General features: G+C 54.7%; 10 protein-coding genes and 1 pseudogene. 7 read left to right on the forward strand and 4 right to left on the reverse strand.

The genetic code is table 11. The annotated features are described in order from the left end of the window. Positions 1-360: 360 nt before the first annotated feature. From RRB22_05710 to RRB22_05720, 3 genes are all read left to right on the forward strand, one after another. The gene (locus tag RRB22_05710; protein MDT8383892.1) at positions 361-525 is read left to right on the forward strand and encodes a hypothetical protein; all 165 of its coding nucleotides are present in this window, start codon (positions 361-363) and stop codon (positions 523-525) included. 108 nt (positions 526-633) lie between these two features. After that, complete coding sequence (locus RRB22_05715) at positions 634-2,988, forward strand: sensor histidine kinase (protein ID MDT8383893.1); 2,355 nt, start codon at positions 634-636, stop codon at positions 2,986-2,988. After that, a complete protein-coding gene (locus RRB22_05720; GenBank protein MDT8383894.1) occupies positions 2,985-3,908 on the forward strand; it encodes a hypothetical protein in 924 nt (307 codons plus the stop codon). The genes RRB22_05715 and RRB22_05720 overlap by 4 nt, the downstream gene beginning before the upstream one ends. On the opposite strand, the gene RRB22_05725 is transcribed toward RRB22_05720, so the two are convergent. Next, the gene (locus tag RRB22_05725) at positions 3,864-5,165 is read right to left on the reverse strand and encodes a DNA cytosine methyltransferase (protein ID MDT8383895.1); all 1,302 of its coding nucleotides are present in this window, start codon (positions 5,163-5,165) and stop codon (positions 3,864-3,866) included. The two genes, RRB22_05720 and RRB22_05725, sit on opposite strands and share 45 nt — an antisense overlap. Before the next feature lie 642 nt (positions 5,166-5,807). On the opposite strand from RRB22_05725, the gene RRB22_05730 reads away from it, so the two are divergent. Together RRB22_05730 and RRB22_05735 are read left to right on the forward strand one after the other, a co-directional pair. Continuing rightward, entirely contained in the window at positions 5,808-6,794 is a 987-nt protein-coding gene (locus RRB22_05730; protein MDT8383896.1) for an SGNH/GDSL hydrolase family protein, read from the forward strand. Positions 6,795-6,882: 88 nt separating this feature from the next. Continuing rightward, a complete protein-coding gene (locus RRB22_05735) occupies positions 6,883-7,017 on the forward strand; it encodes a hypothetical protein (GenBank protein MDT8383897.1) in 135 nt (44 codons plus the stop codon). A gap of 89 nt (positions 7,018-7,106) precedes the next feature. Here the strand turns inward: RRB22_05735 and RRB22_05740 are convergent, their stop codons facing one another. Further along, on the reverse strand, positions 7,107-7,658 hold the full coding sequence (locus tag RRB22_05740) for a peptidoglycan-binding domain-containing protein (GenBank protein MDT8383898.1): 552 nt from the start codon (positions 7,656-7,658) through the stop codon (positions 7,107-7,109). Positions 7,659-7,723: 65 nt separating this feature from the next. Beyond that, a complete protein-coding gene (locus RRB22_05745; protein ID MDT8383899.1) occupies positions 7,724-9,460 on the reverse strand; it encodes a PEP-CTERM sorting domain-containing protein in 1,737 nt (578 codons plus the stop codon). Positions 9,461-9,817: 357 nt separating this feature from the next. Between RRB22_05745 and RRB22_05750 the strand changes: the two are divergent. Continuing rightward, positions 9,818-10,026 (forward strand): annotated as a pseudogene (locus RRB22_05750) (transposase). A 10-nt stretch (positions 10,027-10,036) separates the two neighbouring features. Continuing rightward, positions 10,037-10,207, forward strand: coding sequence for a hypothetical protein (locus RRB22_05755; protein ID MDT8383900.1), 171 nt, complete (start codon positions 10,037-10,039; stop codon positions 10,205-10,207). A 10-nt stretch (positions 10,208-10,217) separates the two neighbouring features. Here the strand turns inward: RRB22_05755 and RRB22_05760 are convergent. Further along, positions 10,218-12,364 (reverse strand): hypothetical protein (locus RRB22_05760; GenBank protein ID MDT8383901.1); only part of this gene is annotated, 2,147 nt, incomplete at its 5' end.

A 12,364-nucleotide genomic window follows, 5' to 3' on the forward strand; every position in this document is an offset into this window, starting at 1 on the left:
GTAATCGACTGAATATAATCCACACCAACAGGGTGAACGGAGGGCACTGAACAGTTTCTCAAGGAGGCGCGATATACCGTTATATCAAGACTTGACTCTGAACAGACCCTGCCCTGAATATTCGGACCCTGAACATTTGTGTGGAATTTCAGCGTAAGAGTGGAATTCAGGCCGGATTTTGGAAGATTGAACGGCTGCGTGGCGGGTCAATGACGACTAACTATCGTTGGACCTGGGCAAAAAGGACGTTTATTCTTCCTATACTTCTTCGCTAACGAAAATACCCTGAAACAAATCCACTGGCGACATTTCATTACAGATTGCAAGTCGCTATCGGCTGATTTCGCCAGAGTCACTGAAATGGCGGAGCAGGAACTGGCAAGAGCAGAAACTTGGTTGCGGGAAGCGTTTGAAGACATAATGCGAAACGTTGACTCCAACGTGGTGAAGATTAAAGAAGAAGAGGAAAATCATCGTGGCGCCGTGGCATTTGATGGCTTGGCGGAGGGTGATGCAGATGAATAAAAATCACGGATGTGCTGGCCGGATAAGGAGTTCTTTAAAGCAATCAAGGGAAGCGTCCCATTTATCTCCCATTTATCCGTTGGGAAAGGTTGAAAGAGGGAGTTGAGTTTGGCAACAAAGGACAGTCTACACTTCGACGTCAGCACGGGCCTTAAGCGCGTGCTGGGCCGCGAACTTATCACGGATGACGAGGTTGCGATCTTCGAACTCGTCAAGAACTCCTTCGACGCCGGCGCTGACAGCGTGCAGTTGTACTTCGGCGTCGGCGTGGTCGTCATTGCGGATAATGGCTCCGGCATGTCCTACGAAGACCTCACGGATAAGTGGCTGTTCGTTGCCTATTCGTCCAAGCGCACCGACCGCTCTGCGGACGACTTTCGCAACATCGCCGCGGAGCGTAGGCACTACGCCGGGAGCAAGGGAATCGGACGCTTTTCGTCTGATCGACTGGGTGAGGAGGTTGTCATACAAAGCCGCCCTCGTGGCCGTGCTAAGGCGGTCCATCAGCTGACCGTCGATTGGGAGCTGTTCGAAAAGGACGCCAAGGAGCATTTTGAGAAGGTTCCCGTCCGCTATGCCAAACAGGACGCGTTCCAGCTGCCGCGCGAGTTGCGCAGGTTCGAATCGAAACTCAAGCATGGAACCGTAGTAACCATTAAACGGCTGAGGCGTCCGTGGCCGCGACAGCGCATTCTTGATCTGAAGGCCTCGCTGGCGAAGCTAATCAATCCTTTCGGAGAAGAGACTGACGGCTTTGGTATTCACATCACCGCACCGGCCGAGGTAGTAGAGGACAAACGGCTAATTGCACTCCATGCCAAGAAAAAGGAGAAGCCGCTTCCCAAGGATCTAGTCAACGGCCAGATCGGCAATTTCATCTTCTCTACGCTGCAAGATAAGACAACATTCATTCGGGTTATCATCGACGGTGAGGAACTGCTCACAACGCTCACGGACCGTGGAGAGGTGATCTATCGAATCGCCGAACCGAATCCGTATCACGATCTTAAGGATGCGGGGTTTAGATGCGAGATCTATTACCTCAACCAGTCAGCGAAGATTACATTCGCTCGACGAGTTGGCTTGCCTTCCACACAGTTCGGATCGGTTTTCCTCTTCAGGAATAACTTCCGCGTCTACCCAATCGGCGAAGACGGTGATGACTGGTTTGGGTTTGGTCGCCGTAAGCAGCAGGGTTACGCGCGCTTTCTAGGAACGCGAGAAATCATCGGTCGCGTCGACGTGTCGGGAACGGACGAAGATTTCCAGGAAGCCTCAAGCCGCAACCAGGGGCTGATCGAAACTCCCGCTTCCAGTCAGCTGCGCAAAGCGGTCATGGATCACTGTTTGAAGCGCCTGGAGAAGTACGTTGTCCCGGTGTCTTGGAAGGACGAGGCAGACGGGAAGACAGATGATCTGTCTCGTTTGATGACGGACCCAGGGCGCGCGCGTGTGTCGGCAGCGGTTGCCAATCTCGTTGACAACGAAAAGGTGCGTCTGATCGAGTACAGCAAGCGGCTCGTCGACTTGATCAACGAGCGCTCCAGTGATTTCGAGACATCGCTGGTCAGTCTGCGGGCAATCGCCGAGAAAGCGAGCGACTCGAAAATGCTAGCGCGTCTCGACGAGGCAGAACGCCGATTCGACGATCTAAAGAAGTCTGAGGCCGATGCGCGCCGCGTTGCCGACAAGGCGCTGGCGCTGGCAGAAACTGCAAACCGCCGCGCTGCTACGGCAGAAATAGAGGTGGAAACGGAGCGGCGCCGTGCGCACTTCCTGGAATCCTTCGTTAACGTGGACACCGCCACTATCCTAAACCTGCATCATCAGGTGACGATCTATGCTGTGGACATTGCCCAGCAGATCGAGAACTTCCTGACCGAAACCGCCGGCAAGACATCGATACCGCGCGGTACCGTTCTCAAGACGCTGGAGCAGATGGCCTTTCTCAACAGGAAGGTCATGTCGGTGACGAAGTTCGCGGCGAAGGCTAACTTTAAACTCGACTCAGAAAAGATTGAGACTGACCTCGCCGCGTTCATCTACGACTACATTGAACAGATTGCTCGTACCACGGGCAGCGCCCGGCTGCGGATCATAGCCGAGAATACGCACCCTGGTATAAAGCTATGCTTCAACCCAATCGACGCGTCGATCATTGTTGACAACCTGATCAGCAATGCGAGGAAGGTCAGGGCGTCTCGTATCAAGTTCGTCCTGTCACAAGAGGGTAAGAGTGGCCTAACGATTCATGTGAGTGACAACGGGCGCGGCCTGACTCCAGGCACAAACCGCTCACACATTTTTCAGATGGGGTACACCACCACACAGGGCTCGGGCTTAGGCCTCTATCATGTCCGGCAAGCCCTTGGTGAAATGGGGGGCAGCATCGAACTCGACGATCAAGTGGAGAAAGGCCTGGGCTTTGTCATCAAAATCGCCGCGAAGGGGAAAAAAGCGTGAGACTCGATTTCAACGTGCTATGGGTAGATGACCAGCCTGACAGCGTGGCCGCGCAGATCAAGAAAATTAAATTGCAAATGGCGGACGAAGGGTTCGAATTCAAGCCCCGCCAGTGCACCACGATTTATCAGGTGGAGGAGGCCATCTCGGAAGACGTCTTTACAGACGAGGTTGACCTGATCCTGGTGGATTGGGATCTCGGTAAGGGCGAGTATGGAGAAGACGCGATCATTCGCATCCGCGAGTCCGTTCCATACAAAGACGTTGTCTTCTATTCTGGGCAAACGCCAGCTATGGAACTGCGTCAGAAAGCCTTTGAGAAGCAGCTGGAAGGCGTCTACTGTGCGCACCGAGATGATCTAGTCGACGAGGTGGTCGGCGTCTTCGATTCGCTGATCAAGAAGGTACTCGACCTTGATCACACTCGCGGGATCGTCATGGGGGCCACGAGTGATATCGACTACATGGTCAACACGTGCTTGGCCATGGCGCACGGCAAGCTCGATGACGCAGGCAAGGCCAAATTCGTTGAGGAAGCACTTAGGCGCGTGGAAGAACAGGTGAAGAACATCGCCAAGCAAGGCGAGAAGCTCAATGCTACACCGAGCGTTGAAGCCTTGTTCAAGGCGCACATGCTGTTCACCTCGGATCATCGTCTGCGCATGCTGGCGAGAATCTTGGGCATGGACGAATTCGCAGCCCATGCGGACGGCGTGACGACAGTCCAGTCGTATCGCGATGGCGTCGTCCATGACCGCAATACCCTCGGGCATGCGGTTTTGGTTCCTCAGGGCAAGCCAAGTAGCGTCATTGACGATACCGGAAAGGTTGTCGACATCGCCCAGATGCGGGAGCTTCGTAAGTTGATTCTAAGCCTACGCGCGGACTTCCGCGCCCTGCTGGACGCCATGCAACAGTGAGCAGACCTTGCGATCACTCGCGCCCGCTGTCGTAGGCTTGTTTCTGAGCAGATCTGTCAACGTCTCGCCAATCGCGCGCGCCACAAGCGGCGGTACCGCGTTGGCCACTTGCGTGAAGCGAGGCACTTCTTGTTTTCGAAGGTGACCACCGGTCGTGTACTTGCCCTGGAATGAGTACCAGTCTGGAAAGGTCTGCAGCCGTGCGTTCTCGCGAACCGTCAGCGTACGCGGCTCTGAATAATGCAGTAGATCATCTGGCATGCTTGTGATTGTTGGCGACGGGCGATCAGGATCGAGTACCCGCAGTGCCATCTTCTTAAGGCCGAAACGCGCGCGCATTTCAGTGCCAATGCTGGTGTTAAGTCGGCCTTCGGCGTGGCTCAGCTCGATTATTTGTTTGAAGCGATCAGTAATGTTCACGGAGTGACGTGCCAGACGCAGGTCAGCGGGAACTTTACACCCTGAGTTCATCAGCTTTTGGTAGCGGGTGAGAGGGCCGGCATACCGAGTCTCTTCGAAACCCTTGCTCTCCGAGGATGGTTGAGTGCCGCTGCGACTGACCTCAAGATCTGAAATTGCTGCCGAAGACGAGACTGGGACTGATAGGCGCAACGAACGCAAGAAAGAAGGTAGGCTACTTTGAAGATGAGCAAATGGATCAGGAACATTCAATTCAGAGCGAAAAGCGAGAACGAAGTAGCGCGTACGCGCCTGCGGTACGCCGAAGATTGATAGGTCGAGCAACTGCTCATGGACTGTGTACGCGCCAGATAGTTGTGCTTTGAGCGTCTGCGAAAAGTTCTTGATCTCTTCGTCAGCGCTGAAATCGAGAGTGAACCCCCGGACGTTCTCGATCAAGACCGCCTTGGGCTTGATGATGTCGACCAAATTCAAATAAGAGGTAAACAGCTGATTACGCGGATCATCATGCTGTCGCCGGCCCGCGCTGGAGAAGCCCTGGCACGGCGGCCCGCCGACCAGCACATCGACGGTGCCCGCGAATGCTTCGAGCTTCTCTCGGTACTGGCTGATGAGTTCGACGATGCCTATTGGCTCTTTGGGGAGCCAGCGTGGCCAGACGTACTTGTGAGGCGAATTCTTTGCCAGCAAGTTCGCCTTCAGAGTGGCGAAGGCGAACTTGTCGCGCTCGACCGCAAAGCGGCCGGTCCAGCCCGCTTGCATCAGTCCGAGGGACAGACCACCACACCCCGCGAAGGCGTCGATGAACGTCAGTGGCTTGGAGGAAGATCGCGGCATCGTTTTTCAGTTTTTTGCTGTTTGTGGGCGTGTCCCAAGCGATTATGCCCGGTCCAGTGCAGGATGACCAGGCCGAATTGCCCTCACCATCGCTACATCGGCGAGTCCCGGTTGTATAGTAAAGCAACAGTGTGACCGCTGGCCGGATTGTGGCTGCTGAGGACGAACCACGCCAAGCAATTGTATAGCTCAGGGGCAGAGCGCAGCCAGACCCTGCGGTGGGACGGCTTGCGCGCAAAGGGGCCGATATTTTGGCGGGTTTCGGGCCTGCTGGCAACCGAGCCCGCAGGCGTCATCCACGGCACCCGCGCCTAATGCAGGCGCTGTGCAAACCACTGAAACATGAATGGCGATGTGGCGGGGCGATGTTGGCGGTCTTACGACAACGGTTGCCAGTGCGGGCAGGTAGGTTGCGGCGACAAGTGAATCACCAGCAAAAGGAATCGGTCCGCCTTTATTCATCACCCGATTTTCCCGATTGCCTTTCGTAAAATCAGATGTTTTTACGCCTGACCTGTTCTAACAAAACTCTCGTCGAAATCTAATCTACACTTATTTCGTACTCGCTTCTGAACTTGATGGGGTTGTGAATTCGGGGCATCGGAAGTGCGTGACATTTGTGATTTCAGCGAGGATAGAATAATGACGAACGCGAAATGGATTTTCGGCTTGCTAACCGCGTGCCTGATTTGGCCGGCGACTGCCATTGCCATACCGTATAGCAATCTCTACGTGTTTGGCGATAGCCTCTCAGACACAGGAAATATGTATGCCGCCACCGGCGGTATCCTGCCGCCAGCTCCTTATTATGACCAAGGACGCTCGTCAAACGGGCCGCTCTGGGTTGAACAGTTGTCACCACGCCTTGGGTTGCCGTACCAACAATCGACGAACTATTCATGGCTTGGCGCCGGCACGGGTTATAACAATGCCTGGGATCTCGATGGGCCAGCGGGTGTGGATTTCTGGGGACTGTCAGATGAGATCAATTATTTTCTGACATCGACCGGCGGTATGGCAGATCCCAATGCCCTCTATGTTGTGTGGGCCGGCCCCAATGATTTCATATCGATCACGGATCCCACGCAGATACCAGCAGCGATTGCTAATGGTGTCAACAATATTGCCACCGCGGTTGCAACACTGAATGCCATCGGCGCTCAACACTTTCTGGTGCCCAACATGCCCGATCTGGGTTTGACGCCCCGGGCGAGTGCCTTTGGGTTATCGGAGTCGTTGAGTGCGGTAACCACAGCCTATAACGGGTACCTGGATATAGCCCTTATGTCACTGGGTTTGGATATCATCACGCCTGATACCGCGGGGTTGATTCGTGATATCGCGGCGGATCCATTTGCGTACGGACTGACCAATGCCAGCGATGCGTGTTTCAATGAATTGATACTGTATGCCGGTGGTGTCCCTACTATTTGTGCCGATCCCCAAAACTATCTGTTCTGGGATACCCTGCACCCCACGACGGCTGGCCATACCCTGATGGCGAATTTGTTTGCCGAAGCGCTTGGTGTACCGGAACCCGATACTTATGTGTTGTTATTGTTTGGTCTGACGATTGTTGTTGGCATGAGGGTGAAGAAAAACCAACTTTCGACGCTATCCCTAGCCTAGTCACGTAGGGGAATTATTGACCGGGACAATCTCGGTATTATCGATGCTGATGGAACCCGATGTTGTTGGTTGACGGTGTATTAATCGGATGAAAGCGTATGCCATCCGCTTGAATAACGGGGCGGGTGCTGCCGCCATTTTTGATTCTTGCCCGGTGGGCATCGATTTCCTGTTCCAGCCACGCAAGCCAGGCCTGTATGCCTTTTCCGGTTGTTGCGGATGAGGCAACCACCGGGGCCGGGTTGGCAAGTTGTCGTAGATAGCGCTCTGCCTGCGCGGGACCCGTGTGGGACACTTTGAACCTAATACTCCTTAGTCGTCACTTCGCAGTAAACGCCATAGCGTTACTTGATCGGGGAATCCTGTTGGCTCAAGTTTCACTGAACGCTGGAATGCTTTCATGGCGTCAATGGTGGATTGATCGTAACTCCCATTGACCTTCCCCTTGTACAGGCCTTTGGCGGTAAGGGTCTTTTGTATGCGCTTAAGGACTTCCACATAAAGTGAGGTCTTTCGATCACCGACGGCCACTTCCGTCTTTTCTGAAAGCGTTTGCAAACGATCCTGGTGCAACTTCTGAAACAGGCTTTTCAGTACGGCAAACACCCGGTCCTTTGGATTGGCTATGCAATGTTTGTCGAGAATAGCCGTCAGCAGTTCCGTGGTTTCAAACGACAGTAGATCGTAGGTTTCCGGTGAATACTGGTTTGAACCGGTGATGAAGCCGTCAATCCATCCGGCTGTCATCAGATAGGCCTCTGATTTTGCCTCACGTTCTTTCACATAAATGGCACAGGGAAGTAGCCCGGCACCACGAAGCGCAAATTGCCCTTTGTCGTCCGCGGCAAAGACCCCCTGAGACATCAGGGGGTTTACTAACAGAGTCGTTACGACAACAACAAAGAATCTTTTACAGAGATTCTGTGGTATCAAAATGCGTATCCCTTACGGTCTGTAGATTCGTAACGGCGACGCAGGAAGCCCATGGCGAACAATCCAATGAGTAACATTCCGATGGTACCGGGTTCTGGAACCCGAACACCGATGGTGAATTCATTGCCTGCTATGCGTTCGAAGCCACCCAGGCCAAACGAGAAGTCGTATACCGAAAAGTCGAGCTTGTCTGTCTCAAACAAGGTATTGCCGAGTCCGAGTAGGCCATTCAAGCTGATGGGACCGATACCCAGTACCTCGACGCCGGCAACTGATGCGGTGGCCCCCAGCTTGAGCACATCCAGCGTGCCTATCAAGCCTAAATCGATGCCGAAATCGTTTGTGAGCATGGCATCGATCCAGTAGGTTGGCGAGAAGGTGGTGGTTTCGAATAAGGAAAAATCTGGAAGATCTGACCATTTGCCGGTCCAGCTCGTTTGTGGATCAAGCATGCCGGCAATCTGAAGAGGATTGCTGAATGCGAGTTCCACCATAAGTGTAGGCACCAGGTCGAATTTCTGGGTAATACCCAAAACAGGACCCGCATCCGCATCAATGAGATCCAGGCTGGCTTCAACCTTGATACCTGGAATATCAATCAATGTTGCATTCAGTCCTAATGGAGGAAGTCCTCCCAAGAGCGTGGCGGCGCCGTCAAGATCCAGTTGTGCGGAAAGAAAATCATCGCGACCGCTGGACGAGATCGTACCAGGGCCAGACTTAGTACCACTGGTCTCAATATCTGGAATCTGTACTTCTATTTCCGCCAAATCAACGCTGACGGCAGGACCAGGTGGTACTGTGCTTGCCAGGGTCAGACCACCAGGGCCTGTTAGCTTGAAACCCGCGTATGGCGGAAGAGGCGATGCGGCGCCTTCCAGGGTGAGAGATTGATTGAGTATGGGTACTTCGGCCAATGGTTCGTCACCTGGCAATATCCCATCCAGCACCTTAAGGCTATTCAGATCGACGGAAAGAATACGTTGATCCATGTCAACCGTGGGAATCGCGGTGCTGCCTTCCGCACAGCCAAGCAGTATGCCGCAGGCTTTTGCATTAACGGATCCCGAAAGCTGCATGATGGCACTGATGTAGGCCTCAACCTTCGGCGACTGGGTTTCAATGGTACCGCTATCGAGCAGACTGTTGGCGTTCAGATCAATGATATCGGTGGTTTCAACCGGGGCATCCGGCAAATCGGCCAAGGCGGAAAACTGCACGGTGGAATCCACTGAACCGCTATCGATGGAATAGCCAAACTCCAGGCCGACCTTGCCGGAACTGGTGACTTTTAGCTCAGCGCCTGTGCGGGTGTCTACAGTCGTGGTAACAGGCCACTTCGCTGGCTCGTCTCCGCATAACACATCAATGGTATTTTTACAGGTCCACCAGGCTGCCCAAAGGGGATTGGTGTTAACCGTCGTTGAGGTGACACTGCCCGCAATGCCACCAAAGGATGCGGTTTTATTGGTCCATTGCGTCCCGACAAAAACCGACTCTTCTTTTCTAAACGCAGCACCGGTACCCCACATGCTTTGGCCAGTGCTTTCGAAGTTCAGCGTCCCCGCATCATAGGCGATTGCCGCCGCATGGGCGCCTGCAGAGAGCATGAGCAGTGCGCAAGTTGCAGCGATTGCACCGGCACGGGGCCAAAAGGTTGAAATTCCAGATCCCTTGAAAACAACACAATTACGATTGCTAGCAATTGACTTCCCTACCACGTCCTTATTCATAGCCTGCTCCCAGTTATGTTTTTTTTGAAGCCTGTTTGTAAGAATAACTCTAATTTGTCCGCAGGGACGATACCCGAATCACTATAAATAGGAAACAACTATATGTAATTCAGTTCATGGTATTTTGGCGTAAAATTTGCCTGCTATACGTAAAGTGAAGTGGCAAACGTAGAGAATAGCCACAAGTATAATATGGTTATTTCAGATTGCAGTGCACCACCAGGTAATAGGGGCCAGACCAGGTAATAGGGGCCACACCAGGTAATAGGGGCCACAGGTAATAAGGGCCAGACCACGATTTATCTCAGGCCATGCACGGTGTGGATGGAGGTACCCTTAGTGGACCTGATGGGAAGTATGCTCTCCCTGCAAACGGTACCGGCGTGCGACGAGCCGTTCGACGCCGGGGTGGCCAGGTAGCTGGCTTTAGCTTGCACGCCGGGGCGCAAGCGAGGGCCCATGAACGCAACAAGCTGGAACGGCTGTGCCGGTACGTCAGCCGACCGGCGGTGTTAGAGAAGCGGCTGTCGCTCACGCCGAATGGCAACATCCGTCACGACGTGAAGGGATTCACTAGTGTCGCGGGCGCAGGGATGCGCAGGAGCGACCCAGCTGAAGACCCCTTACCGCGACAAGGCCGAACGCCGCCTGCGCTACCTGCGCCTGCAACTGAGTCAATACCGGAGGGAGACCATCGACTTCGTCAGCGAGCGGCAGTATCAGGACAAACTGCTGGATAAGCGCTAATCCCGACTTTTCAACTCGCTGGTGCCGCTCGGTTTAATCGCCGCCTATCCCGGTAACGGAGCATGAGCATTCCAAACGCCCCCAAGGCAATCAGCAACACCGTTCCGGGTTCGAGAATACTTGTCGTCAGCACATAGCCCGACCGTATATTGGCCAACTGCGGGTCAGCCGTGGTGGTGGCGGTGAGTGTGAACATGGCATCGATCAGATAGTCCTCCGAAGAGAGCGCACCAAAGGTGCCAAGATCCAAAACGTTGTCACTGAAATAATCGAGCAGCGTATCGAGAGTGTCGGTTTCAGCCTGCCAATAAAAAGAGTGCATGGAGTTGGCGTCATTGAGCATGATCGCCAGACTGACCTCGCTGAACATGCCGTTCAAATCGAAATCAAACAGCCCCAGCTTGAGATGACTGCTAGGCCTGACTTTGGAGGCATCGATAAGAAACTCCGACGACACAGAATAGGTCGCCATTCCCGCACTGCCAGAGAGATCGGCAATATTCATCATGCCCAGGCCGTTGGCGTGCACCAGCTCGTCCAGCAGCGTCGAAGCGTTTGGGCTGCCTTGCAATGCGCTCTCCACATCACTCAGCAATGGATCACCCATCGCAATGCCACCGGCAAAGCCGCCGACACTGGCCGTTTCAAACGGCGGCAGGGAACTCATTGCAACGCCAAGCCCTGCCTGCGTAAATGCAGTGGCCGGGCTTTTGGTCGGTGCGGTAGCCTCACTGGATGCCTTCTTTACTTTCTGATTCATCTCACTACCGAAGGCATTGGCTTTTGCCACCGCCTTGCCGGTATCAGTCGTGCCATTGGCGGTGGCCTTGGCCGTGGCGTTATCAAGACCGCGGCCATTGACATCGCCAATTGCAGTGGCAACAGCCGTACCTTCACCAGTCGTTGCAGTCGCCTCGGCCCTGGCGCGGCCAAACTCCTTGCCAGCCCTTGCCGTTGCATCTGCCTGGGTATTGCCTTTGGCGCGGGAACTATCAGCCTTGGCCCCGGCCGAGCCAAGTGTTAAACGAGAACTGTCGGCATTGGCGGTTGCCGACTTGCCGTCAGTTGTCGTCGCTTGCGCAGAGGCATTGGAAATTGGTTTGCCGAATGGATCGGTAGTGGTATTCCCACTCCAGCCGCTGCCGCTGGTGGCGAAGGCGCTGCTAGTGCCGTCAAAGCCCTGGGAGTTGGCCACGGCCTTGGCGTAGCCAGCTTTCCCCTGTGACACGCCCAGACCACCATCACCGCCAGTGGCGGAAGCAGAGGCGTTACTGCGATCAGCGGTCGTCGCCGTAGCCATTGCCGTCGCATTGCCCCCCTGGCCACCAACAGCACCACCAGGCTTCGATCCAGGCCCGGCATTGCCACCTTTGCCGCCATCGGCGGTAGACCAGGCGCTTGATGCACCCGTGGTGGTTGCATTGGCATTGCCACCGTCACCGCCATCGCCAGGTTTGCCTTTTTCGGCCTTGCCAATGTACCCACCACCATCACCACCAACACCGCCTACACCACCAGTGGCCTTGCTGTTGGCATACACGGCAGTTGCCGCCGCCTCGGCATCACCACCCTTGCCGCCATCACCACCACGGCCGCCATTGGCATTGCGACCGGCGCCACCCTTACCGCCCGTACCGCCAGGCCCGCCTGTGGCAGTGGCTTCGGCATCGCCGGAGGTATGGGTCGATTTAGCCGTCGCCTTGGCAAGGCCTGCGCCACCTCCATCGCCACCTCGACGACCGACACCGTCAGCAGTCAGCGCACCGCCCTGGCCACCCTCACCACCGCGGCCACTGGCGGCCTTTGCTGTATTTTCCTTATCTCCCTCGCTTGCCGCCGGTGTGGTTGCAGTGGCGGGATCGCTGCTTCCGCCTGTAGCACCATCCTGATTGTTGGGTGCCTTGGGCTTGTCCTCACCTGCAGCAGAGGTTGCCTCTATATCAACGGCGTAAGTCTGCGAAGACCAGCCAAAGGCGAGGGCGATGAAACCGGCTGCGAGAACTGCCTTGAGAAGATTTCTATTGTTATTACCGAGGGCGCCAACCATTTTGACCTCCTGTCGTTCAATGGTTTTCTGAATGTGTAAAACTAATATAGAAGAGCACTGCTGTCCCGTTAAGAAGTAAGAAAGAAGGCCTGAAACCCAACTTGTTTTGA

The sequence above is a fragment of the Gammaproteobacteria bacterium genome (assembly GCA_032250735.1).
Taxonomy (GTDB): Bacteria; Pseudomonadota; Gammaproteobacteria; order SZUA-152; family SZUA-152; genus SZUA-152.